This is a genomic window from Cellulomonas aerilata (assembly GCF_007991755.1).
In the GTDB taxonomy this organism is placed as follows: Bacteria; Actinomycetota; Actinomycetes; order Actinomycetales; family Cellulomonadaceae; genus Pengzhenrongella; species Pengzhenrongella aerilata.
On sequence record NZ_BJYY01000010.1, the window covers coordinates 1 to 23,347 of the forward strand.

21 protein-coding genes are annotated in these 23,347 nt (G+C 74.9%); 6 read left to right on the plus strand and 15 right to left on the minus strand.

Annotated features, from left to right (window positions below):
* Window positions 1–250: 250 nt before the first annotated feature.
* Complete coding sequence (locus CAE01nite_RS06000) at window positions 251–715, minus strand: STAS domain-containing protein (RefSeq protein ID WP_246131033.1); 465 nt, start codon at window positions 713–715, stop codon at window positions 251–253.
* Window positions 716–1,244: 529 nt separating this feature from the next.
* Between CAE01nite_RS06000 and CAE01nite_RS06005 the strand changes: the two genes are divergently transcribed.
* Complete coding sequence (locus CAE01nite_RS06005) at window positions 1,245–4,721, plus strand: DNRLRE domain-containing protein (RefSeq protein ID WP_146901477.1); 3,477 nt, start codon at window positions 1,245–1,247, stop codon at window positions 4,719–4,721.
* A gap of 91 nt (window positions 4,722–4,812) precedes the next feature.
* Here CAE01nite_RS06005 and CAE01nite_RS06010 read toward each other — a convergent pair whose 3' ends face one another.
* A complete protein-coding gene (locus CAE01nite_RS06010; RefSeq protein WP_146901480.1) occupies window positions 4,813–6,045 on the minus strand; it encodes an NAD(P)/FAD-dependent oxidoreductase in 1,233 nt (410 codons plus the stop codon).
* 120 nt (window positions 6,046–6,165) lie between these two features.
* Between CAE01nite_RS06010 and CAE01nite_RS06015 the strand changes: the two genes are divergently transcribed.
* Window positions 6,166–6,453 carry a hypothetical protein gene (locus tag CAE01nite_RS06015; protein ID WP_146901483.1) on the plus strand — a complete coding sequence of 96 codons (288 nt, stop codon included), beginning with the start codon at window positions 6,166–6,168 and terminating at the stop codon, window positions 6,451–6,453.
* Between the two features lie 45 nt (window positions 6,454–6,498).
* Here the strand turns inward: CAE01nite_RS06015 and CAE01nite_RS18040 are convergent, their stop codons facing one another.
* Entirely contained in the window at window positions 6,499–6,654 is a 156-nt protein-coding gene (locus tag CAE01nite_RS18040) for a hypothetical protein (protein WP_186816439.1), read from the minus strand.
* 178 nt (window positions 6,655–6,832) lie between these two features.
* Here CAE01nite_RS18040 and CAE01nite_RS06020 point away from each other — a divergent pair, with 178 nt between their 5' ends.
* Window positions 6,833–7,447, plus strand: a complete 615-nt coding sequence (locus tag CAE01nite_RS06020) for a PilZ domain-containing protein (protein ID WP_146901486.1) — start codon at window positions 6,833–6,835, stop codon at window positions 7,445–7,447.
* Between the two features lie 68 nt (window positions 7,448–7,515).
* On the opposite strand, the gene CAE01nite_RS06025 is transcribed toward CAE01nite_RS06020, so the two are convergent.
* The 10 genes from CAE01nite_RS06025 to clsA all read right to left on the minus strand — a co-directional run bounded on the left by CAE01nite_RS06025 (window position 7,516) and on the right by clsA (window position 17,559).
* Entirely contained in the window at window positions 7,516–8,172 is a 657-nt protein-coding gene (locus CAE01nite_RS06025; protein WP_146901489.1) for an MBL fold metallo-hydrolase, read from the minus strand.
* A gap of 71 nt (window positions 8,173–8,243) precedes the next feature.
* Window positions 8,244–11,642 carry a pyruvate carboxylase gene (locus CAE01nite_RS06030; RefSeq protein WP_146901492.1) on the minus strand — a complete coding sequence of 1,133 codons (3,399 nt, stop codon included), beginning with the start codon at window positions 11,640–11,642 and terminating at the stop codon, window positions 8,244–8,246.
* A gap of 281 nt (window positions 11,643–11,923) precedes the next feature.
* Window positions 11,924–12,511 (minus strand): MerR family transcriptional regulator, encoded by a 588-nt coding sequence (locus CAE01nite_RS06035; RefSeq protein WP_281285562.1) that lies wholly within the window; start codon window positions 12,509–12,511, stop codon window positions 11,924–11,926.
* A gap of 229 nt (window positions 12,512–12,740) precedes the next feature.
* On the minus strand, window positions 12,741–13,271 hold the full coding sequence (locus CAE01nite_RS06040) for a bifunctional nuclease family protein (RefSeq protein ID WP_246131034.1): 531 nt from the start codon (window positions 13,269–13,271) through the stop codon (window positions 12,741–12,743).
* A gap of 29 nt (window positions 13,272–13,300) precedes the next feature.
* Window positions 13,301–13,990 carry a transcriptional regulator FtsR gene (gene ftsR / locus CAE01nite_RS06045; protein WP_443092691.1) on the minus strand — a complete coding sequence of 230 codons (690 nt, stop codon included), beginning with the start codon at window positions 13,988–13,990 and terminating at the stop codon, window positions 13,301–13,303.
* A gap of 106 nt (window positions 13,991–14,096) precedes the next feature.
* On the minus strand, window positions 14,097–14,654 hold the full coding sequence (locus tag CAE01nite_RS06050; RefSeq protein WP_146901494.1) for an FHA domain-containing protein: 558 nt from the start codon (window positions 14,652–14,654) through the stop codon (window positions 14,097–14,099).
* 94 nt (window positions 14,655–14,748) lie between these two features.
* The gene (locus CAE01nite_RS06055; RefSeq protein WP_186816440.1) at window positions 14,749–15,510 is read right to left on the minus strand and encodes a DUF881 domain-containing protein; all 762 of its coding nucleotides are present in this window, start codon (window positions 15,508–15,510) and stop codon (window positions 14,749–14,751) included.
* 2 nt (window positions 15,511–15,512) lie between these two features.
* Entirely contained in the window at window positions 15,513–15,845 is a 333-nt protein-coding gene (locus CAE01nite_RS06060; RefSeq protein ID WP_146901500.1) for a small basic family protein, read from the minus strand.
* Window positions 15,842–16,834, minus strand: coding sequence for a DUF881 domain-containing protein (locus tag CAE01nite_RS06065; protein ID WP_222595836.1), 993 nt, complete (start codon window positions 16,832–16,834; stop codon window positions 15,842–15,844). Before CAE01nite_RS06065 ends, CAE01nite_RS06060 begins: the two co-directional genes overlap by 4 nt.
* A gap of 53 nt (window positions 16,835–16,887) precedes the next feature.
* The gene (gene clsA, locus CAE01nite_RS06070; protein ID WP_146901503.1) at window positions 16,888–17,559 is read right to left on the minus strand and encodes a cardiolipin synthase ClsA; all 672 of its coding nucleotides are present in this window, start codon (window positions 17,557–17,559) and stop codon (window positions 16,888–16,890) included.
* A gap of 155 nt (window positions 17,560–17,714) precedes the next feature.
* On the opposite strand from clsA, the gene CAE01nite_RS06075 reads away from it, so the two are divergent.
* Window positions 17,715–17,888 (plus strand): CsbD family protein, encoded by a 174-nt coding sequence (locus tag CAE01nite_RS06075; RefSeq protein WP_146901506.1) that lies wholly within the window; start codon window positions 17,715–17,717, stop codon window positions 17,886–17,888.
* A 151-nt stretch (window positions 17,889–18,039) separates the two neighbouring features.
* Here the strand turns inward: CAE01nite_RS06075 and CAE01nite_RS06080 are convergent, their stop codons facing one another.
* Entirely contained in the window at window positions 18,040–19,488 is a 1,449-nt protein-coding gene (locus tag CAE01nite_RS06080) for an RNB domain-containing ribonuclease (protein ID WP_307724976.1), read from the minus strand.
* A 20-nt stretch (window positions 19,489–19,508) separates the two neighbouring features.
* Window positions 19,509–20,558: a zinc-binding dehydrogenase gene (locus tag CAE01nite_RS06085; protein WP_146901510.1), complete on the minus strand. Its 1,050-nt coding sequence runs from the start codon at window positions 20,556–20,558 to the stop codon at window positions 19,509–19,511.
* A gap of 141 nt (window positions 20,559–20,699) precedes the next feature.
* Between CAE01nite_RS06085 and CAE01nite_RS06090 the strand changes: the two genes are divergently transcribed.
* Together CAE01nite_RS06090 and CAE01nite_RS06095 are read left to right on the plus strand one after the other, a co-directional pair.
* A complete protein-coding gene (locus tag CAE01nite_RS06090; RefSeq protein ID WP_146901513.1) occupies window positions 20,700–21,119 on the plus strand; it encodes a CoA-binding protein in 420 nt (139 codons plus the stop codon).
* A 218-nt stretch (window positions 21,120–21,337) separates the two neighbouring features.
* The gene (locus CAE01nite_RS06095; RefSeq protein WP_146901516.1) at window positions 21,338–23,206 is read left to right on the plus strand and encodes a DEAD/DEAH box helicase; all 1,869 of its coding nucleotides are present in this window, start codon (window positions 21,338–21,340) and stop codon (window positions 23,204–23,206) included.
* Window positions 23,207–23,347: the final 141 nt, after the last annotated feature.

Below are 23,347 nucleotides of genomic sequence, written 5' to 3' on the forward strand. Positions count from 1 at the left end.
CGTCGCCCGCCAGTCCTTCGGGAAGGACGACGGGCTGCCGGCTGACCTGTTCCGCATCGACGGGACGCCGCAGCTCGTGCTCATCACCTGCGGAGGGACGTTCGATCCACGGTCCGGGCACTACTCCGACAACGTCGTCACCTACGGCGTCCTCGCCTGACCGGACGCGGCGCCCGCAGTCCGGCCGACGGCGACCGGCGCTTCGCGTCGCAGCCCGCAGGCGTGCGGCAGCCGCGCCGTCGGGTGGACCTCAGCGGCCCAGTGCCGCGTCACGGGTCGGATGGACCTCGAACACCTGGTTGAGCCGGGTGATCCGCAGGATCCTCAGCAGGCTGTCGGACGCCGCCACGAGCACGAGCCGCCCTCCGACGGACCGCAGCCTCTTGAGCGCCCCCACCAGGACACCCAGCCCCGAGGACGAGATCGACACGACGTGGGTCAGGTCCACCACGACGTCGGTCTGCCCGGCCTCGAGGAGGTAGGCGAGCTCGGCTCGCAGGTACCCGGCGTTGGCGATGTCGATCTCGCCCGCGAGCGCGATGACGACCCGGTCACGGGTGGCCACCGTGATGGCGAGCGCCTCCGCCCACGGGTCAGGCCCGGGACGGTGGTCCGACTCGTCCCAGCGCGGTGGCCCGGACCTAAGTCCCCCGGCAGGCGACGGGCCGCCCGCGGCGGGGTCGGGGGCGCGACCGGTCGGCCACGGAGCACTCACCAGGTCTGGGGTGGCGGGGAGCTGTGCCCGGGCCACATCGCGCGGTTCCATGGCCCAAGACCTACGGACCAGCCGTCAATGCGGTGTGAACCGCTGTCACAGCGGACCGGACAGGACCGCTCCCCCGACGGCCGCCCGCGCCCGTGCGCGACCGCGTCAACAACCGTCAACAGCGCGCGGCAGCACGCTGTGCGGAAACCGGACGGCGGGACCTGCCGACGTCGTGCGGCCTCTCCCGGCCCACACCTGCGCAGCGGGCTCCGCGCCCCGGACGAACGCCCAGGTCAGGCCGCGCACCGCCCCTCCGGCGACGTGCCCGCGCCGGCCCGGCGGGCCCCGTCCGGCCCCGCTCCCCTGCCCTGCGACCACGCACTCGCGCACGCCGGAGCTCGCCCGTCGCGGCCGCACCGGTGCACTGCCGGCGAAACCACCTCGGCCCGACGTCGTTCACGGGCAGTTCACAGACGACGTCTGTCATGACGCCGTCCAGATTTCGTCACCACGGTCAAGACCCAGATGGAGTACTCACATGCGCAAGGTGACAGGTTCGACGACGAGCCCAGCCGTCGCGCCCCCCGCGGCCGGCAGGTCGCGCCGGCTCGGGGTGGCGGGGCTCGGTGCCGTCATGGCGCTCGGGACCCTCCCGGCCGTCACGGGCCTCGGCACGGCGGCTCACGCCGCGGTGACGATCGGCTCGAACATCAGCGTCTTCCCCAACCGCGACATGGTCGTCGCCGTGGGCTACGAGCCCGGGGAGCAGCTGCTCGTCGAGGTGCTGCGTGGCGGGGCGGTCATCGGCACGACGCAGGGCCCCGCGGTCGAGACGCCGGAGGGCGTCGGCCTCGAGGTCAACCACGGGCCCCTCGGGGCGCCGCTGCCCGGCGACTGCTGGACTGGCTTCACCCCCGACATCATCGGCGGAGACGTCATCCGCGTGACGGCCGTCGGCCGCCCCGATGCGCCCGCCGACACCATGACGGTCCAGGACGTCGCGTTTTCCGGAGCCCCGGTGCTGGAGGCCGACGGCAGCGTCAGCGTCAGCGGCACGGCGACCCCGGGCACCGACTTCGCCGTCGAGTTCCGGCGTGACAAGCCGGACCCCCGGTTCCGCCGCGGACCCTTCAACCCGGTCTTCGAGCCCGGCACCAATTCCTGGAAGGCCACCTTCCGGCCGACCGCCACCTCCGCCGAGGGACTCTCCGCGGAGCAGCAGAGGCTGATCGCCCTGAACGAGGCGTCGTGGCTGGCCGTCGCGGACGAGATCACCGAGACCACGCTCGCCGAGCTCGGTGAGCCCGGCGGCGTGGGTCCCGGCTGCAACGGCACCGCGGACCCGAACAGCCTGGTCGGCGGCCTGGAGCCCATCAACATCGCCAGCCCGGACGTGACGTTCTCCGGCACGGCCCGCGCCGGCGTCGCGGCGGTCAGCGTCACCGTCGGTGGCCTGGGCGCCCGGGACGCGGTGCTCGTGGTGGACCCGAACGGCGGCCCGAGCACGTGGACCCTGGCCGTCGCCAAGGCGGACCTCGCCACCCTGCCCGACGGCAACGTCGCCGTCACGCCGCGCTTCGACACCCTGGTGGGCGCCACCCGCACCGTGCTCAAGGACACCGTGGCGCCGCTGGCCCCCGTGCCGTCGGTCGCGCCGGGCACCTACTCCGCCACGCAGGCGGTCGCCCTGAACAAGCCCGCCGGTGAGGGGACGAGCAAGGTCTACTGGGAGATCGGCAACGCGGCCGTCCCGGACCCCGACGAGTTCAGCAACCTCTACAGCGGCCAGATCGCCGTCACGTCAACGCAGACCCTCAAGGGCCGGCTCATCGACGCCGCCGGCAACCCGGGCGCGGTGGGCTCCTTCGCCTACCGGATCGGCACCCCGCCGGCCGCGCCGACCGGTGTGACCGCCACGGAGAGCACCACGGCCGCCGGTGCCGCCGTCGTCCGCTGGAACCCGGCCGCCGGGGCGACCGGCTACAACGTCTACCGCAACGACCTGAAGGTGAACGCCGATCCGCTGCCGTCCACGGCCACGTCGTTCACCGACACCGCGGCCGGAACGGGCGACCACAGCTACGTCGTCCGCGCCGTGGAGGCCAACGGCATCGAGTCCGTCAACTCGAACGTCGCCTCGATGACGATCGCGGCGCCGGCCGTCCCGGCCGGGCTGCGCGCCACCCAGGGCGACGCGCGGGTGACCCTGAACTGGACCGCCGCCACCGGGGTCGCGAACTACCGCGTCTACCGTGACGGCACCGCCCTCCCGACCCTGGTCGCCGGCTCGGCCTCCAGCTACATCAACACCGGCCTGACGAACGGCACCCTGTACGAGTACGCCATCACGGCGCTGGACGCCGGCGGCAACGAGTCCGCCCGCACCGGCATCGTGCAGGCCGTCCCGCAGGTGCCCGCCGACACGACGGCGCCGCCGGCTCCGTCGGTGAACCCGGCCACGGGCACCTACACCTCCGCGCAGACGGTGACGGCGACCAACACCGAGGCGGGCGTCACGAACCGCTACACGGTCGGCACCGGCACCAGCGTCCCGGCCGACCCGACCACGGGCAGCACCGCCCTGCCGGCCGGCGGCCTTCCCGTCAGCGCCTCGTCGGTCGTCAAGGTCGCGTCGTTCGACGCGGCGACCAACCGCAGCACGGTCGTCACCCGCACCTACACCATCAACACCCCGCCGCCCGCCACCGGTCCCCGGACCCTGGTCATCGACGCCAACGCTGACGCGGGGGTCCGTCAGGAGACCCCCACGGTCAACAACGGGACGGCGACCAGCCTGAAGGTGGACACCCAGGCCACCGACGGCAACACCGCGACCCGGGCGACCTCGTACGTTCGGTTCGCTGTCCCTGCCCTGGCTTCCGGCGAGTCCATCACCGGGGCCACGCTCAGCCTCGACGTCACCAACTCCACGACGAACGGCCCGGCCATCTGGCGGACCGCGAGCACGTGGACCGAGACGACGATGACCTTCGCCACGGGCCAGCCGGCCCGGTCCGGCACCGCGGCCGTGGGCAACTTCGGCACCATGGCCGTCGGCCGGGTCAGCACCCCGGTCTCCGGCATCGCGGCCAACAGCACGGTCTCGTTCCAGCTCGACCCCGAGGTCGTCGACGGCCTGGACTTCAGCTCGCGGGAGACCACCGCGCGGCCGCAGCTCACGCTGACGATCGGGACCGGTGGCACCACGACGCCGGCACCGGCCCCCGACACCACCGCGCCCCCGGCGCCCACCGTCAACCCGGCGACGGGCACCTACACCGCGGCGCAGACGGTGACCGCCACCAACACCGAGGCGGGCGTCACGAACCGCTACACGATCGGCACCGGCACCACCGTCCCGGCCGACCCGACCACGGGCAGCACCGCCCTGCCGGCCGGCGGCCTTCCCGTCAGCAGCTCGTCGGTCGTCAAGGTCGCGTCGTTCGACGCGGCGACCAACCGCAGCACGGTCGTCACCCGCACCTACACCATCAACACCCCGACGACCCCCACCACCAGGACGATCGTCGTCGACGCGACGGCCGACGCCTACGTCCGCCAGGACACGGCAACCACCAACTACGGCACCGCCTCCAACGGGACGACCCTCAACGTGGACAGCGAGTACACGGTGTCGACCCCGAACACCCGTACCGCCGGCTACCTCCGGTTCACCGTCCCGGCCCTGCAAGCCGGGGAGACCATCACCGCGGCCAGCGTCAGCCTCAACGTCACCAACGCCACGGTGAACGGACCGGCGCTCTGGCGGACGGGCACCACGTGGACCGAGAACACGATGACCTGGGCCAGCGGCAGGCCGGCACGCAGCGGCACCACCGCGGCGGGCAACTTCACCAGCATGGCGGTGGGCCGGGTGAGCACGCCGGTGAGCGGGATCACCGCGCCCGGCACCGTGTCCTTCGAGCTCGACGCCGAAGACGTCGACGGGATGCAGTTCAGCTCCCGGGAGACCACCACCCTCCCGCAGCTGATCCTCACCATCCGGACCCCGTGACGGGGCCCGCACCCAGGGCGACACCGCCCTGAACCACCGGCAGCGCCCCCGGGTCCTCGACCCGGGGGCGCTGCCCTGCGTCGGCGCCGGATCAGCCGGAGGCCAGCCGCCGCACCACCGCCGACGCCGTACGACGCCCGGACACCATCGCCCCCTGCACCGAGGCGGTGTCCCGGTGGTCCCCGCACACGAAGAGCCCGCCGCCCAGGTCCACGTCGCGCCGGACGACGAGCGGCGGCGGCTGCGCCGGCAGTGCCTCGGGGATCACGTGCCGGACGACCCCGTGCAGGTCACCGGCGGCCAATCCGAGCATCTCCGCTGTCTGGCGGCGGACCACCCCCTCCTCCGGCACCCCGTCGAGGAGCAGCGTGGTGGCCTGCACGAGGTGCGAACCGGGCGGCGCCCACGACGGCGCGGCGGCGGACATCACCGCCGCGTTGACCACGGGGCCGCGCCGCCGGCCGTCCACGACGATCACCGCACCGACGGCGGGACGCTCCTGCGTCGCGTACCAGTCCGTGACCAGCCCGTTCATCGGCACCCGCGGGACGCCCACGAGCTCGTACGCCGCACGCGGGTCGGTCGCCACCACCACGGCACGGGTGGTCACCGCGCCTGCGGCGGTGCGGACCCGGTGCCCACCGGCGAGCGGCTCGATCCGCTCCACCCGGGTGTCCAGGACGAGGTCGGGGACGTGCCGGGCGAGCTGCTCGGGCAGCGCCGCGCTGCCGTCGGCGGGGATGCCCGGGGTGCCGAGCAGGAACGTGCGGGCCAGCAGCCGGACGAAGCGCGTCGACGTCGTCCGGCTGTCCTGGGCGAGCACGCCGGCCAGGAACGGCTCGAGCACCTCCCGCCGGATGCGGCCGTCGACGCCGGCAGCGGCGAGCGACTCCTCGAACGTGCTGTCGGGTCGGGTCAGCAGCCGCGGCACCGGCCCGAGCGCGGGGGCGGCCCACCGGGCGAGCGCGGCCAGCTCGCGCGGACGCAGGTAGCCGCTGCGCACGGTCCGCAGCGCGGCTCCGGGCGCCCTCCGCGGATCGGCGAGGACCGCCAGCCCGTCGTCGTGCCGTACCGCGACCCCGGGCAGGAACCGCTGCAGGTCGAGGTCGTCCAGGTCCACCCGCTCGCGCACCGCCGGGTAGGCCGGGTTGAGCACCTGGAACCCGCGGTCGACGGTGAACCCGTCGACGCGGTCGGTGCGGACGCGTCCGCCGACGGCGTCACCGGCCTCGAGCACCCGTACGGCGACCCCGCGCTCCGCCAGGGTGCGTGCGCACTCCAGCCCGGCGAGCCCCGCACCGACCACCACCACGTCGCAGTCCATCGGTGCAGCGTAGGTCGGGCGCCGTCTGCCCGGCCCACCCGAGGGGCGCGCTCCCGCCGAGAGGGGCGGGGAGCGCGGCCCGCGGACCGGCGACCATCCGCGCCGTGGGATCGTGGTCGCATGACCGATCCCGACTCCCCCACGCCTCCGCGCTCCGGGACCTCCGGACCCACGCCGGACGCCACGTCCCCCCGCGACGACGCCCCGGGCCCCGGCCAGGGCCTGCGGGACACCTGGTGGTGGTCGCCGACCCTCGCGCTCGTGGTCGGGCTCGTGGTGGTCGGCTACCAGCTGCCGTCGCTGCGCAGCCCCGAGCCGCTGTGGATCAGCTGGGTCGTGGCGGGCGTCGGTGCGGTCGTCGCGCTCGTCGGCCTGGCGCAGCTGCTGCGGGCGTACCGCTCCCGCTGACCTCGCCCGTCGGTGCGGACGCTCGGCGCCTGGATCTCGGCCGGCTCAGCGCTCCACACCCGGGTCGGGGACGGCGCGGGCCGCGTCGGCGACCTCCTCCTCCGGCCGGGGCGGGATCGTCTCGTCGTCCTCGAGGACCGGGACGTCGTCGTGCGCGGGGTGCGCGTGCGGGGCACGCTCGTGCGAGGGCTGCTCGGACATCGGACCTCCTGGGGGTGGGGACGCGCCGCTGCGGGCGCCGGACGACGCGGTGGCCTCGTGGCCGAACGGGTGATTATGGCGCGGCCCGCGCGTATGTTGCATCCGGGAACGGGCCCGCTCCTTACGCTGGAGCGTCGCCGAACCCGGCCCCCCGAACGTCCTGAGGAGTGAAGAACGCGTGCTCGAAGGTAGCCCCTGCGCCGTGCTGGTGGACGACGAGGAGGTCGCCCACGGCGTCGTCAGCGCGGACAGCGGCCTCTCCCTGGACGTGCGGATCGCCGAGGGCACCCACCGCGTCCCCGGGCCGGGCGAGCGGATCGTCCTGCGCACGTTCGAGGAGATCCGGGGCCGGCGCGACTACGCCGTCGTCGTCCGGACCCTGTCCGACACCGCCCTGGTGCTGGACGAGCTGGAGCTGCTGTCCGCCTACCAGCAGCGCGCGATCGTCCGCGTCGGAACCGACCTGCCCGTCACGCTCGAGTACGAGGTGGTCGACGACCGTCCCGTGGACCTCGACCCGCCGGTCCAGGCCGGCATCATCGACCTGAGCGCGACCGGCGTCCGGCTCCACTGCAACGCCCCGCTGCGCGAGGGTCAGCGCCTCGGGTTCCAGCTGCGCACCGACTTCGACGAGCTCCCGCTGGTGGCCGAGGTGCTGCGGCGCGAGGAGGCGCCCACCGGGTACCGCTACGGCTGCCGGCTGGTCGGCACCACGCAGCGCGAGGCCGACGCCCTGCACCGCTACGTGCTCAGCGAGCAGATCGCCCAGCGGTTCCGCCTCGGCGACGTCTGAGACCAGGCGCTCCGACGCCGGGTGCCCGTCGCCGTGACGGGCACCCGGCGTCGTGCCGTGCGCTGCGCTCAGCCGACGGTGACGGTCTCCCCCGGCTGCGGCCGGACGTACTCCGTGCCGCCGGTCCCCGGGCCCTGCGGGCCGAGCAGCCGGTCGACGAGGCCCTTGCCGCCGTCGGTGTAGATCGCGTCGTGGATCGGGACGGCCCGGCGCGCCGCCGCCGCGCGCACGTAGTCGATCGCCTCGGCGACCTTCATCCACGGCCCGGCGACGGGCACGAGCAGCACGTCGACCTCGGCGTCGGGCAGCGTGAAGGAGTCGCCGGGGTGCAGCAGGACGCCGTCGACGAGGTACCCGACGTTGGCGGCCTGCGGCACGTCGGGGTGGATGACGGCGTGCGTGCCGCCGACGACGTCGACCGCGAAGCCGGCGACGTCCACGTGGTCCCCGGGCGCGGCGGCGTGCACCCGGTCCGCGAGGGAGTCGTCGTCGCCGACGATCGCGGCCGCCACGCCCTCGGGGGCCCAGACCGCCAGGTCCGGGCGTCCCACGAGCGCGGCTCGCAGCTCGTCCGGGACGACGTGGTCGACGTGCTCGTGGGTGATCAGGACGGCGTCGGCGCCCTCGAGCGCCTCGGTGGCGCTGAACGCGCCCGGGTCGATGACGAGCCGCGAGCCGTCCTTGTCCAGGCGGACGCACGCGTGCCCCAGCAGGGTGAGATCCATGGCACCCACCCTGCCACGCGGGCGCGTCGGCTACCTGCGCAGACGTCCCCGACGGGCCGCGGCCGGGCCGGTCAGCCCACCACGAGGACGAGGTCCCCGCCCTCGAGCTGCTGCACCGCCCCGATCGCCAGGCGCGTCACGGTCCCGGCGACCGGCGTGGTGATGGCGGCCTCCATCTTCATGGCCTCGACGGTCGCGACCGTCTGACCGGCCTCGACGCTCTGCCCCTCCTGCACCACCGGGGTCACGGCTCCGGCGAACGGAGCGGCGATGTGCCCGGGCACGCCGGGGTCGGCCTTCTCCGAGGTCGCCACGTCCACGTCGACGCTGCGGTCGCGGACCTGCAGCGGACGCAGCTGGCCGTTGAGCGTGAACATGACGCTGCGCATGCCGCGCTCGTCCGGCTCGCCGACGGCCTCCAGACCCACGAGCAGGTGCACGCCCTTCTCCAGGACGATGTCGACCTCGTCCCCGGCCTGCATGCCGTACAGGTACTTGTCGGTCGACAGCACCGAGACGTCGCCGTACGCGGCGCGGTTGGCCTCGTACTCCTTCGTCGGCCCCGGGAACAGCAGGTGGTTGAGCCGGTCCTGCCGGGTCGCGGAGTCCCCCGCGAGCTCGGCGCGGTCCTCGTCGGTCAGCGGCGTGACGCCCTGCCGGACCGTGCGGCCCGCGAGGGCCTTGGTCCGGAACGGCTCCGGCCAGCCGCCGGGCGGGTCGCCGAGCTCGCCGGAGAGGAAGCTGACCACGGAGTCGGGGATGTCGAAGCCGGCGGGGTCCTCGGCGAACCTGGCCGGGTCCGCCCCGCGCGCCACGAGGTGCAGCGCGAGGTCGCCGACGACCTTGGACGACGGCGTGACCTTGACCAGCCGGCCCAGGATCCGGTCGGCGGCGGCGTAGGTGGACTCGATGTCCTCGAACCGGTCCCCCAGGCCCAGGGCGATCGCCTGCTGGCGCAGGTTGGACAGCTGCCCGCCGGGGATCTCGTGGTCGTACACGCGGCCGGTGGGGCCGGGCAGACCGGACTCGAACGGCCGGTACAGCCGCCGCACGGCCTCCCAGTACGGCTCGAGGTCCGACACCGCCCGCAGGTCCAGGCCGGTCTCGCGGTCCGTGTGCTCCAGCGCGGCGACCAGCGCGGACAGGGACGGCTGGCTCGTGGTGCCGGCCATCGCGGCCGAGGCGGCGTCCACGGCGTCGGCGCCGGCGGCGGACGCGGCGAGCAGGGTCGCGAGCTGCCCGCCGGCCGTGTCGTGCGTGTGCACGTGGACGGGCAGGTCGAAGCGCTCGCGCAGCGCGGTGACCAGGCGCGTCGCCGCGGCGGGCCGGAGCAGGCCGGCCATGTCCTTGATCGCCAGGACGTGCGCCCCGGCGTCGACGATGCGCTCCGCGAGGCGGAGGAAGTAGTCGAGGGTGTACAGGTCCTCGGCCGGGTCGAGCAGGTTGCCCGTGTAGCACAGCGCGACCTCGGCGACCGGGGTCCCGGCCTCGCGGACCGCCTGGATCGCCGGACGCATCTGCTCGACGTCGTTCAGCGCGTCGAAGATGCGGAAGATGTCGATGCCGGTCGCGGTCGCCTCGCGCACGAACGCGTCGGTCACCTCCGTCGGGTACGGGGTGTAGCCCACCGTGTTGCGGCCGCGCAGCAGCATCTGGATGGCGACGTTCGGCAGCGCCTCACGCAGCGCGGCGAGACGGTCCCACGGGTCCTCGCCGAGGAACCGCAGCGCGACGTCGTAGGTGGCGCCTCCCCAGGCCTCGACCGACAGCAGCTGGGGGGTGAGCCGCGCGACGTGCGGCGCGACCGCGACCAGGTCGTGGGTGCGCACCCGGGTCGCCAGGAGCGACTGGTGCGCGTCCCGGAACGTGGTGTCGGTGACGGCCAGGGTCGGCTGCGCGCGCAGCGCGGCGGCGAAGCCCTCGGGCCCGAGCTCGAGCAGGCGCTGCCGGCTGCCCGCGGGCGCCGGGACGTGCAGGTCGACCCGCGGCAGCTTGCTCGCGGGGTCGACCGTGGAGGTGGGCGGGCCGTGGGGCCGGTTGACGGTGACGTCCCCGAGGAACGCGAGGAGCTTGGTGCCACGGTCCGCGCTGCGCCGGGCGGCGAGCAGCTGCGGGCGCTCCTCGATGAACGACGTCGCCAGCTCGCCCGCGACGAAGGCCTCGTCGGCGAGGACGGCCTGCAGGAACGGGATGTTGGTGCGCACGCCGCGGATGCGGAACTCGGCCAGGGCCCGCCGGGCCCGGCGCACGGCGGTCGGGAAGTCCCGGCCGCGGCAGGTCAGCTTGACCAGCATGGAGTCGAAGTGGCCGGAGATCTCCGCGCCGGCGGTGGCGGTCGCACCGTCCAGGCGAACACCGGCGCCGCCCGGCGACCGGTAGGCGACGATGCGGCCGGTGTCCGGACGGAAGCCGTTCGCCGGGTCCTCGGTGGTGATGCGCGACTGCAGCGCGAACCCGTTGACGTGCACGGTCTCCTGGCTGATGCCGAGGTCGGCGAGGGTCTCCCCCGCCGCGATCCGCATCTGCGACGAGACGAGGTCGATGTCGGTGACCTCCTCGGTCACCGTGTGCTCGACCTGGATGCGCGGGTTCATCTCGATGAACACGTGCTGGCCCGCCCGCGCACCGACCGTGTCGACGAGGAACTCCACCGTCCCGGCGTTCTGGTAGCCGATGCTGCGCGCGAACGTGACGGCGTCGCGGCACAGGGCGTCGCGGATCGCCGGGTCCAGGTTCGGCGCCGGGGCGATCTCGATGACCTTCTGGTGCCGGCGCTGCACGGAGCAGTCGCGCTCGAACAGGTGCACGACCTCGCCGGTCGCGTCCGCCAGGATCTGCACCTCGATGTGCCGCGGGCGCAGGACGGCCTGCTCGAGGAACATCGTCGGGTCCCCGAACGCGCTGTCCGCCTCGCGCATCGCCGCCGACAGCGCCTCGCGCAGGTCCTCGGGACGGTCCACCCGGCGCATGCCGCGGCCACCGCCGCCGGCGACCGCCTTGGCGAAGATCGGGAACCCGATCCGCTCGGCGGCTGCCACGAGCTCCTCGACGTCCGCGGACGGCTCCGACGACTCGAGCACCGGGATGCCCGCCTCGCGGGCGGCCTTCAGGGCGCGGACCTTGTTGCCGGCCAGCTCGAGGACCTCCGGCGGGGGGCCGACGAACGTGATCCCGGCGGCCCGGCAGGCGCGCGCCAGGTCGGGGTTCTCCGACAGGAAGCCGTAGCCGGGGTAGACCGCGTCGGCGCCGGCGTCCTGGGCGACGCGCAGGATCTCCTGGATGTCCAGGTAGGCCCGCACGGGGTGGCCGGTGTCCCCGATCGGGTACGCCTCGTCGGCCTTGAGCCGGTGCTCGGAGTTGCGGTCCTCGTGCGGGAACACCGCGACCGTCCGCGCCCCGAGCTCATAGGCCGCGCGGAACGCGCGGACGGCGATCTCTGCGCGGTTCGCGACGAGCACCTTGGAGAACAACGACTCACCTCATCCGATCGGTCGGCAGGCACGCCGAGGCGACCTGCGCGGGTCGACGACGATCCTGCTGTCCGGGCCGCGGGCGCAGGGCGCGCCCCGGCGGTCCGACGGGCGCGATCCTGCCATGCCCGGTGCGCTCACGTCGCCGTCGTCCGCGGACCGGCGGACGTGCCGTCCGGGCCCGGGCGCACCCCGTCGCCCCGGACGCACGACGGCCCGACACCGTCAGGGCGCCGGGCCGGGTGCACGGCACCGGGCGCCGTGAGGGCAGGTGTCGGTGCTCAGCCCGCGGTGCGGGCCTGGCGACGACGGGCGAGCTCGTCGCCGGCGACGGCCGGGACGCCGGCGTCGTCCTCGGCGCGCTCGGTGGGCAGCTCGGCGAGGGTCCCCTCGACCTCCCGCCACACGCGGCCGACGGCGATGCCGAACACGCCCTGGCCGCCCTGCACGAGGTCGATGACCTCGTCGGCGGAGGTGCACTCGTAGACGGACGCACCGTCGGACATCAGGGTGATCTGCGCCAGGTCCTCCACGCCGCGCTCACGCAGGTGCGCGACCGCGGTGCGGATCTGCTGCAGCGAGACGCCGGTGTCCAGCAGACGCTTGACGACCTTCAGGACGAGGATGTCGCGGAAGCTGTAGAGGCGCTGCGTCCCGGAGCCGGTCGCCGGGCGGATGCTCGGCTCGACCAGCCCGGTGCGGGCCCAGTAGTCCAGCTGCCGGTAGGTGATGCCGGCGGCACGGCACGCGGTGGGGCCGCGGTAGCCGGTCGTCGTGTCGAGGTCCGGGAGGTCGTCACCGAACAACAGGCCCTGGGCCCGCTGCGGTACGCCGCCGGCGACCTCCACGGGCTCTCCTGTGCCGCTCACGCGTCCTCCTGAGTCAACCTCTGATCGCACCCGCCGAGGTGTCGGCGCCCTAGCCGACCTGCCGCGGCGTGGCCGCCGGCGGTCGGAGTACTTCGGATGTCATTTGTCACGCTAGGCCGGTGCCCCATCCCCGTCAACGAGGCGGGCGGCGACACGCGGAGGCGTGTCGCACGGCGCGTGTCTCACGTTCGACCTGAGGTCGAAGCTAGGCGTCCGGGCGCGGCGCCGCCTAGGGCAGCCCCCGGGGCGGCTCGGGCGAGGCCGGCGGCTCCTCGCCCTCCTCGAAGTCCTCGGGGCTGATCTGGTCGAGGAACCGCCGGAAGCGCTCCATCTCCTGCTCGGCCGGCTTGGTGGACGCCTCCACCCCGGCGACCGCCACGACCTCGGCCGAGCACAGCACGGGGCTGCCGGTGCGGACCGCCAGCGCGATTGCGTCCGACGCGCGCGAGTCGACCCGCGCCCCGGTGGCCAGCACGAGCGCCGCGTGGAACACCCCGTCGGTCAGGTCGGTGATCTCCACCCGCTCCAGCCCCACCCCCAGCGTGGTCAGCACGTTGCGCAGCAGGTCGTGGGTCATGGGACGCGGCGGGACGATGCCGGCCTGGGCCGTGGCGATCGCGCTGGCCTCCGACGGGCCGATGAGGATGGGGACGAAGAGCTCGGCGGCCGGGTCGAGGAGCAGCACGACGATCTCGTCGTCGACCAGGTGCTGGCGCACGCCGACGACCTCGACCGGGACCATCTCCTCGTCGTCGCCCATCACACGCTCACGCTACGACCACGCGGGCCTCACGGCGCAAGGTCCGCCACACCCGCCCGGACCATGACGGTGTGGAGCTGTCCGCACAGCTCGCCGACCTCGGCGGCCAGGGTCGCGGCACGCGCCCGGGACGACGAGGTGTGCTGCCCGCGCCACGGGGCGACGACCTGCTCGACGAGGTCGACCTGACGGTCGGCGGCGGAGCGGAACGCACGCAGGTGGCGGGCGTCGATCCCGTGCTCGCGCAGCGCGGCCGCCAGCACGACGACGTCGCGGGCCCACAGGTCGAAGTGGCCGCGCGACCCCGGCCGCAGCACGCCGGCGTCCACGAGCTCGGTGACCACGGACTCCTCCACGCCCGCCTCCGCGGCGAGCCCGGCGGCGGTGAACCGTCCGGCCACCGTGGGCGCCTGCCGGACGCCGTCGTTCGTCGCCAGGCGGGCCGGTGCCGGTCGCTCGTCCTCGTCGCCGGCGTCCAGGGCAGCGAGCTGCTCGCCGATGACCTTCAGCGGCAGGTAGCGGTCGCGCTGCTGGCGCAGCACGTACCGGAGCCGCTCGACGTCGGCGGGGCTGTACTGCCGGTAGCCGGCCTGCGTGCGGTCGGGCTCGACGAGCCCCTGCTCCTCGAGGAAGCGCAGCTTGGAGTTCGTGACGGTCGGGAACTCCAGCTGCAGGGCGCCCAGCACGTCCGAGATGCGCATGGACGCCCGGCGGGAGATGCCACGCGGCCACGGCTCGACGACGTGCGGGCGGGTGGGCTGCGGGGGCTGGTTCGCCGCCGCGAGCGGCTGGTGGGCGCGGTCCTGCGAGGGGCTCACGACCGGCTCACGGCTGGACGGGTGCGGAGGCGCCGCCCGCCTCACGCCGGGGGCTCGGGTGGAACGTGAGGCGGTACTTGCCGATCTGCACCTCGTCGCCGGCCCGCAGCACCGTGGAGTCGATGCGGTTGCGGTTGACGTACGTGCCGTTCAGCGAGCCGATGTCCCGCACGACGAATCCCTCGCCCTCGCGCACGAACTCCGCGTGCCGGCGGGAGACGGTGACGTCGTCGAGGAAGATGTCGGCGTCCACGCTGCGGCCGGCGACCGTGCGGGGCGCGTCCAGCAGGAAGCGCGCGCCGATGCTCGGGCCCCGCTGCATGATCAGCAGCGCCGAGGTGGTGGGCAGCGCCATCACCGCGGACTTGTCGGCGGAGGTGAGCCCGGCCGGCGCGAGGGCGTCCGGGTCCTGGTCGACCGTGCCGAGGTTGCCCAGGTCGCCGAGGTTGACGGTCGTCTCGGCGCTGCTGCGCTGACCGGTGGCGGAGTGGGCGCCGGACCCGGCGGTGGCGGCTCCGGCGTCGTCCTCGCGCGCGGGCTCGGGCACCTGTGGGCCGTGCGTCATCTCGCCTCCCGAGCGTGGTGGTGGGGCGCCGACATCAGGGCGTCGGCGCAGGTGTGAGCACAGACTATGGGGTGGCGACGGGGCCGCGCAGCCTTCATCCCCCGTCCGCGGGGACGGGGGTGGCGAACCTCGGCTCGGGCACCGGGCGGGTGGCGGTGACCTCCACGAGGGTGCGCGCGCGGGGGGTCCCGGTGCCCCCGTTGTTGCGCACCGCGGACAGCGCGCCCCCCGGGATCTCCAGCGCCGGACCGAGGGTGTCGGGGTCCCCGATGGCCAGCCACCGGTAGGGCGGCTCGAGGAGCTCGCCGTCGACCTCGACGCCGTCGGACGTGTCCACGAAGTGGCTGCTCGCCACGATGCGGCGGTCGTTGAGCTGCACCGCCTCCGCGCCGGCGTTGCGCAGCTCCTCCAGGACGTTGAAGAGCGTCAGGGCGGGTACGCGCCCGTCCGGGTCGGCGACGACCAGCTCGATGCCGGGCCCCTGGGCCGGCAGCCGCCCGGAGAGGATCCCCTGGATGGCGGCCGCCTCGGTCGCCGCCTCGAGCGCGGCCTGCTGCTGGTCGGAGCCGCTGAGCAGCTCCTGCCGGGTGGCCTCCAGGGCCGCCGCCTCGCGCTCGAGCTCCTCGGTGCGCTGGTTCGCCTGGTCCAGGATCCGCACGAGCTCGGACTGCGGCAGCGTCGACAGGCCCTCGACCTGGTTCTGGCGGACCTGCACCACGACGGCGAACCCGAGGACGCCGCACAGCAGCCCCGCGAGCAGCTGCGACCGGGAGCTGCGCGGACGCAGCGACCGCAGCAGGGTCCGCCAGGCCGAGGACGGCGCGGAGGGAGCGGTCCCCTGCGGGTCGCCGGTCACGGTCACGCCTTGAACAGGTGACGGCGGATCGCGGCGGCGTTGGAGAAGATCCGGATGCCGAGGACGACGACGACGGCGGTCGACAGCTGCGTGCCGACGCCCAGCTGGTCCCCGAGGAAGACGATCAGCGCGGCCACCACGGCGTTGGACAGGAACGAGACCACGAACACCCGGTCGTCGAAGATGCCGTCCAGCAGCGCCCGCAGCCCGCCGAACAGCGCGTCCAGCGCCGCGACCACGGCGATGGGCAGGTACGGCTGGAGCGACGGCGGCACGGTGGGCTGGAGCACCAGTCCCCCGATGACACCGACGAGCAGGCCGAGCACGGCGATCACGACAGGTCCCTCTCGTTCGACTGCCCCGACGATGCCACATCGCCGGCGGCCCCCCGCGCCCCGTCGTCGGCGTCGGGGCCGGGGCCCTGTCCGGGGTCGACCGCGTCCGGGGGCTGCGAGCCGGGCGCGACGGTCGACCGGCCCGGCTGCTCCGGCAGGGCCGGCTCGCCGGGCTCGGCGGGCTCGGCGGGCGGCGGCACGGTCGCCGCCGACAGCCGCGTGCGGGAGGAGCCGGGCAGCTCCAGCCGGTCCTGCGCGCTGATGTCGCTGCCGATCTCGTAGGTGTTGCGCAGGGTCGACAGGTGCTGGGCGGCCGCCGTCCGCGCGAACGCGGTCTGCATCGCGGCGGGGTCGCCGATGGCCTCCACGACGTACGGCCCGGTGAGCGGGGCCAGGTCGACGAGGATGGCGCTGCCGGCGCTGCGGATCGCGGTCAGCACGGTCAGCCGCTGACCGTTGACCGCGATGGCCTCCGCCCCGGCTGCCCACAGGCCGTTCGTCACCACCTGCAGGTCGACGTCCTGCACGCGCTGGTCGGGGTCCGCCTCCCCGGTGTCGCCCTGCGCGGTGGGCGCGTCCGTCAGGGTCAGCCGCAGGCCGGGTCCGCTCACGGACGCCGTCCCCGCGGCCAGCTCGTCGCGCGCGAGCTCCTCGAGCAGGGCGGGGTCGTCGGCCCCGAGCGCCTGCGTGCGCAGCCGGGCGATCTCGCGGCTGACGGCATCGTTGGACGCGAGGAGGGCGGCGGAGCGGTCGCCCTGCTCGGTGATCTGCTCGGTGAGGAGCGTCCGGGCCCGGGTGGCCTCGGGCTGCGGGGCGCGCAGCGAGGAGGCGGCGGTGGTCACGGCCAGCCCGAGCCCGACGGCGACGACGACGACCGCGATCCGCTGCCGGGCCGGTGCCCGCCGGGACCCCTCGAGCCGGTGTCGCTCCGCCGCCTCGGCGTAACCCGGGTCGAGCGGCTTGTGCATGACCTCGTTGATCAACGTCATCGACGCGTCCACGGGCCCGCGGGGTGCGTGCGGACGCGCGTCGGACCGGGTGCTCACACCGCGACCCGCTCGGCCCGGTCGAGCGCGAGCAGGGTGCGGGCCTGGAGGAGGTACAGGACGGCGGCGAACCAGTACAGCCCGAGTCCCCACCACGCGAACGCCCAGCCCAGGACGGACGACACCGTCCCGACGGCGCCCGAGGTCTCCGCCAGGAGCAGCAGCGGGAACGCGTACAGCAGCGCGAACGTCGCGGCCTTGCCCGCGAAGTGCACGGGCAGGGGCCCGTACCGCTGGCGGGCCAGGAACGGCATGAGGCTGACAAGCACCAGGTCCCGGGCGACCAGCGCGACCACGAGCCACAGGGGGATGGCCTCGCGCCACACCAGCGCGATCAGCGTGACGAGGATGAACAGCCGGTCCGCCGCGGGGTCCAGGACCTTGCCCAGCCCGGACACCTGGTCGAACTGGCGGGCGATGAACCCGTCGAGCCAGTCGCTGACCCCCGAGACGGCGAGCACCCCGAGCGCCCAGACGTCGTCGCCCCGCACGATGAGCACGGCGAACACGGGCACGAGGGCGAGTCGCAGCAGGCTGATGATGTTCGGGACCGTGACGATGCGGCGGCTGACCTCGTGCTCGCGTGCCACGTGCCCCCCGTCCTCGTCGACCGTGCCGGTGGTACCGCTCGTGCCGGTGGTACCGCTCGTGCCGGTGATGCCGCTCATGCCGCTGCCTGCCCTCCGGCCGCCCGCCGGGGCCCGTCCTCCCCGCCCTGCCCCCCACCTGCTCCGCCGATCCTAGGGGGTGGCACCGTGGCCGAGGTGCGCCGCACCGCGCCCGGTCGTACGGTCGGCTGATCCACCGAGAAGGGAGTCACCCCATGGGGCTGGACGACAAGCTGGGCAATGCCGCACAGGATGCCGCGGGCAAGGCCAAGGAAGCTCTCGGCACGGGCACGGGCGACCCGGCCCTCCGCGCGGAGGGCAAGGACGACCAGGCCTCTGCGGACCTGAAGCAGGCCGGCGAGAAGGTCAAGGACGCCTTCAAGCACTGAGCCGATCGGCGGGGGTGGCACCGGGCGCGGCGATCGCCCCGGTGTCACCCCTTCGTTGTCCCCCCTCGGATGCGCCGACCCGCGAGGCAGCGGACTGCTCCGCCGGCCCGGCAGGCACCCACGGGGAACCCAGCCGGCACTCAGCGGCAGATCAGGCGCCGTCCCAGGCGAACCGCACGCTGCGGGTGTCGAGGTCGGCCTCCACCAGCCGCACCAGCACCGGCCGCCCGATCGGCAGCGGCGGGCCGTCGCACCCGGCGACCACCGGTGGCTGGGCCAGCTGCACCGTCTTCTCGGTCAGCGCGGCCGCCTCCCAATCCCGGCCGACGTGCGGCGCCAGCACGGAGGCCTCGACGAGGTCCGTGCAGGCGCGGTCCACCGCGGAGCCCCGGGACGCGCCGGCCGCCATCTGGGCCCCGAGCCCGTCCAGGCCGTCCAGCACCCACCCCGGGACGGCGGCCCCTGCGGTCGCGGCAAGGCACACCTCGAGCCCGAAGCGGTCGACCAGGCGCCGCAGCGGCGCGGTCACGTGCGCGTACGGAGCGGCGATCGCCGCGTGCTCGACGACCGTGGGCGGCGCCCCGTGGAACGTGGTCCACGCCGCGCCGCGGAACAGGCCCGTCGCGGCGACGAGGAACGCCGCCGTCTCGGTGCGCCCGTGGTCGAGCGACGCCAGGACGTCGCCGTAGGCGGTGCCCTCCGGCCACGGGACGCCGAGGGCCAGCGCCCGGCGACGCAGGTGCTCCAGGCTCTCGGCGTCGGCCGCCGGCATGGTGCGCAGGACGCCGACGCCGGCGTCCAGCATCATCCGGGCGGCCACCATCCCGGTGAGCAGGGAGATCTGCGCGTTGTGGTCCTCGACCGGCAGCGAGACGCGCATCTCCAGCGCCCAGCCGTCGCCGTCGGGCACGACCTCCTGCTCGGGCCGCGGGAGCGAGACGCCCCCGCGGGCCCGCTCGAGCGCCGAGCGGGCCGTGCCCACCTCGGCGAGCAGCACCGGGAGCGAGTCACGGTCCGCGGGCCCGGCGGAGTCCAGCGCGCGCTGGACCGCGGGGTAGTCGAGCTGCTCGCGGCTGCGGACGCTCGCGCGCCGCACGTCGGCGGACACCACCTCGCCGGACGCGTCCAGGTCGACCGTCCACACGACCGCGGGCCGCACCCCGTCGGGCAGCAGCGAGGCGGCGCCCTCGGACAGCACGGTCGGGTGCAACGGGATCCGGCGGTCCGGGCAGTACACCGTCTCCCCGCGACGGCGCGCCTCGGCGTCGACCGCGCCGCCCGGCCGGACGAAGGCGGCCACGTCGGCGATGGCGTACCGGACCCGGTACCCGCCGCCGGGGCGGCGCTCGAGGTGGACCGCCTGGTCGAGGTCGGTGGAGCCCGGCGGGTCGATGGTCACGAACGGCACGTCGAGCAGGTCCGCGCGCGCTCCGGCGACCCCGAGCCGCGCGTCGTCCGGGCCCCGGCGGGCCGCCTCGGCGGCCTCCGCCTCGACGTCGGCCGGGAACTCCTCGGCGACGTCGAGCTCGACCCGGATCGCGGCGAAACGCCCGGCGAGCGAGGGGTCCTCGGCAGGGACCAGCAGGCGGGGGCGGATCACCGCCTCACCCTAGGGGCACGTCACGGGCGCAGCAGGGACTTGACCGCCCGGCGCTCGTCCATGGCCGCGTAGGCCTTCGCGACCTCGTCCAGCGGCACCTGCAGGTCGAAGACCCGGCCCGGGTCGAGGGTGCCGTCGAGCACCTCCGAGAGCAGCTCCGGCAGGTACGCGCGGACGGGTGCGACGCCGCCGGCGACGTTGAGGTTGCCGGAGAACATCCGGCCGATCGGCAGCTCGGGACCACCGGCCGGGACGCCGACGTACCCGACGAACCCGCCGGGGCGGGTGACGTCCAGCGCCTGCTCCATCGACTCGCGCGTGCCCACGCACTCCAGCACCGCGTCGGCGCCGACGCCGTCGACGAGGTCCATCACCGCGGCGGCACCCTCCGCGCCGCGCTCGGCGACGACGTCGGTGGCGCCGAACTCCCGGGCCAGCGCCTGGCGGTCCGCGTGCCGGGACATCGCGATGATCCGGCCGGCGCCGAGCCGGCGGGAGGCGAGCACCGCGCACAGCCCGACGGCGCCGTCGCCGACGACGACGACGGTTGACCCGGCGCCGACCCGCGCGGAGATGGCGGCGTGGTGGCCGGTGCCCATCACGTCGGCGAGGGTCAGCAGGCTCGGGACCATCGCGTCGTCCGGCATGCCGGGGGTCGCGACCAGGTTCGCGTCGGCGAACGGGGTGCGCACGTACTCCCCCTGGGCGCCGTCGACCAGCAGGCCGTCCTTGTCCTGGGCGCCCCACGCGGCACCGCGCACGCACGACGTCCAGATGCCGTGCCGGCAGTGCGCGCAGTCGCCGTCGCCGAGGGCGAACGGGGCGACGACGAAGTCCCCGGGGCGCACGCGGGTGACCTCGGACCCGACCTCCTCGACCACGCCGACCAGCTCGTGCCCGACCCGTCGCGGCTCGCCGGTGGGACGGACGCCGCGGTAGCCCCACAGGTCCGAGCCGCACACGCAGGCCGCCACGACGCGCACCACCGCATCCGTGGGGCGCTGCACGACGGGGTCGGGGACGTCCTCGAGGCGGACGTCGTGGGGACCGTGGAGGAGGGTGGCACGCATCGCGCCAGGCTAAGGCGGGTACCCGATCGGCGCCCGTGCGGAGGCCAGGGGGGGGCGCCCGACCCGTCCGCGACCGGCCCACGACCGGCCCACGACCGGTCGCCGACCGGTCGTGCGCGCCCGCTGTGCTTGGCTGGGCGGGTGACCGACCACCAGGACCCGGACGTCGTCCGCCGGCTGCTGACCACGCCCGCACGCTGGGCCGTCGTCGGGCTGTCGACCAACCGTGCCCGCGCGGCGCACGGGGTCGCGGCGTTCGTCCAGCGCGACCTGGGGATGACCATCGTGCCCGTGCACCCGTCCGCACCCACCGTGCACGGGGAGCAGGGGTACCGCCGGCTGGCCGACGTCCCCGGGCAGGTGGACGTGGTGGACGTGTTCGTCAACTCGCGCAACGCCGGCGCCGTGGTCGACGACGCCGTCGCCGCCGGCGCCCGGGCGGTGTGGCTGCAGCTCGGCGTGGTCGACGAGGCGGCGGCGCGGCGGGCGGCCGACGCAGGGCTGGACGTAATCATGGACACGTGCCCGGTGATCGAGGCGCGCCGCCTGAGGCTGGCCTGACCGCCGGCGCGCCCGCGCGCCCTGCCCTGTGCCGGACGTCACCCCACGTCAGCCCCCGTGCGGCGGTAGGCTGGGGGCCTCTTCGGAGTCTGTCGTGAATCCCCTCGCGTGTCTGTGCCGGTGCTAGGCCACCGTCGTTGTCTCGGGATGCGACCTGCGGTACGCCCCCTGGCCCCCGTGCAACCGGCTCCCCATGCGATGGATCGGATCCTTCCTCTATGACTGCTGTCCACGAGACCGTCCTGCCCGCGACCGACGCGCCCTCCACCGAGGCCGCCGTCGTGGAGGCCCCGGGCGTCGTCTTCGCCGACCTGGGCCTGCCGGCCGCGCTCGAGCGCGCCGTCGCCGATCTCGGCTTCACCGTCCCGTCCGCCATCCAGGCCGAGGCCATCCCGGCCCTGCTGTCCGGCCGCGACATCACGGGCGTCGCGCAGACCGGCACCGGCAAGACCGCCGCGTTCGGCCTGCCGCTGCTCGCGGCGCTGCGGCCCGACGTGCACCAGGTGCAGGCGCTCGTCCTGACCCCCACGCGTGAGCTCGCGATGCAGGTCGCCGAGGCGATCGAGACCTTCGCCAAGCACCTGCCGGGTGTCGAGGTCGTCGCCGTCTACGGCGGCTCCCCGTTCCTGCCGCAGCAGCGGGCCCTGGCCCGCGGTGCGCAGATCGTCGTCGGCACCCCCGGGCGGGTCATCGACCACCTCGAGCGCCGGACCCTGCGGCTCGACGACATCAACTTCCTCGTCCTGGACGAGGCCGACGAGATGCTGCGGATGGGCTTCGCGGAGGACGTCGAGAAGATCTTCGGCGCCGCCCCGGTCGAGCGTCAGGTCGCCCTGTTCTCCGCGACCATGCCGCCCGCCATCCGCCGCGTCGCCAGCCAGCACCTGCGCAACCCCGTCGAGGTCGCCACGTCGCGCCAGTCCTCGACCGTGACCGGCGTCAAGCAGACCTACGCCGTCGTCCCCTACCGCCACAAGGCGGGGGCGCTCGCGCGGGTCCTCGCGGTGTCGGACGCCGACGCCGCCATCGTCTTCGTCCGCACCCGCGGCGCGGCGGAGGAGGTCGGCAGCGCGCTGATCGAGCGCGGCATCTCCGCCGCCTACATCAGCGGCGACGTCGCCCAGGGCGAGCGGGAGAAGATCGTCGACCGCCTGCGCACCGGCGCCGTGGACGTGCTGGTCGCGACCGACGTCGCCGCGCGCGGCCTCGACGTCGAGCGCATCGGCCTGGTCGTCAACTTCGACGCCCCCAGCGAGCCCGAGACCTACGTGCACCGCATCGGCCGCACGGGCCGCGCGGGACGCACCGGTGAGGCGCTGACGTTCGTCACGCCCGCCGAGCAGCACCGCCTGCGCCAGATCGAGCGCACCACCCGCACGCCGCTGGAGGAGATGCGCATCCCCTCCCCCGCCGACGTCTCCGCGCACCGCATCCAGAAGCTGCTCGGCAAGGTCCCCGCCCGCGTGGGCGCCGGTCGCCTCGAGCTGTACCGCGAGGCCGTCGCCGTGACCCTCGCCCAGCAGCCGGACCTGGACATCGAGGACCTGGTGGCCGCGGTCGCCGCGCTCGCCGTCGGCGACGAGGGTCCCGGGGCACGTCCCAGCGAGGGCGACGACCTCGACGACGCCCTCAACCGTGCTCGCGTGGGCGCCAAGCGTGCGGAGCGGTCCGACCGCCCGGACCGGCCCGAGAACCGCAACGGCCCGCGTGGCGGCGCCCGCCGCACCGAGAACGGCACGATGTACCGCGTCGCCGTCGGCCACAAGGACGGCGCCCAGCCCGGCGCGATCGTCGGGGCGCTGACCAACGAGGGCGGCCTGACCGGCAAGGACCTCGGCAAGATCGACATCTTCCCGAGCTTCAGCCTGGTCGAGATCGCCACCGAGCTCACCCCCGAGGCGTTCGACCGCATCGGCCGCGCCCGGGTCGCCGGCCGCCCGCTGCGGATCCGGCTGGACGAGGGCCCCGGCCCGCGCCACACCGGTGCGTCCCGCGTCGGGCACGCCACCACCGGTGTCCACCGCGAGCACCGCAGCCCGGGCGCGGCCGACCGCGGTCCCCGCCAGCACCGCCCCGCCGCGTACTGAGCCGCAGTCGCACCCGCACCCCGGTCGCACCCGCACCGCGGTCGCACCCGCATCGAGGACCTGAGGACCACTCCCCCGTGACGACCGACGTCGACGACGCCCTGCCCCTCCACCCGGGAGGGCACGGCGACGTGCACGGTG

Coding starts and splice junctions, on each gene's coding strand:
- CAE01nite_RS06075 (WP_146901506.1), top strand. CDS start 17,715: ATGGGGCTGGACGACAAGCTGGGCAATGCCGCACAGGATGCCGCGGGC.
- CAE01nite_RS06085 (WP_146901510.1), bottom strand. CDS start 20,558: ATGCGTGCCACCCTCCTCCACGGTCCCCACGACGTCCGCCTCGAGGAC.
- CAE01nite_RS06015 (WP_146901483.1), top strand. CDS start 6,166: ATGACCGATCCCGACTCCCCCACGCCTCCGCGCTCCGGGACCTCCGGA.
- CAE01nite_RS06005 (WP_146901477.1), top strand. CDS start 1,245: ATGCGCAAGGTGACAGGTTCGACGACGAGCCCAGCCGTCGCGCCCCCC.
- CAE01nite_RS06010 (WP_146901480.1), bottom strand. CDS start 6,045: ATGGACTGCGACGTGGTGGTGGTCGGTGCGGGGCTCGCCGGGCTGGAG.
- CAE01nite_RS06065 (WP_222595836.1), bottom strand. CDS start 16,834: ATGACGTTGATCAACGAGGTCATGCACAAGCCGCTCGACCCGGGTTAC.
- CAE01nite_RS06025 (WP_146901489.1), bottom strand. CDS start 8,172: ATGGATCTCACCCTGCTGGGGCACGCGTGCGTCCGCCTGGACAAGGAC.
- CAE01nite_RS06095 (WP_146901516.1), top strand. CDS start 21,338: ATGACTGCTGTCCACGAGACCGTCCTGCCCGCGACCGACGCGCCCTCC.
- CAE01nite_RS06040 (WP_246131034.1), bottom strand. CDS start 13,271: ATGGGCGACGACGAGGAGATGGTCCCGGTCGAGGTCGTCGGCGTGCGC.
- CAE01nite_RS06050 (WP_146901494.1), bottom strand. CDS start 14,654: ATGACGCACGGCCCACAGGTGCCCGAGCCCGCGCGCGAGGACGACGCC.
- CAE01nite_RS18040 (WP_186816439.1), bottom strand. CDS start 6,654: ATGTCCGAGCAGCCCTCGCACGAGCGTGCCCCGCACGCGCACCCCGCG.
- clsA (WP_146901503.1), bottom strand. CDS start 17,559: ATGAGCGGCATCACCGGCACGAGCGGTACCACCGGCACGAGCGGTACC.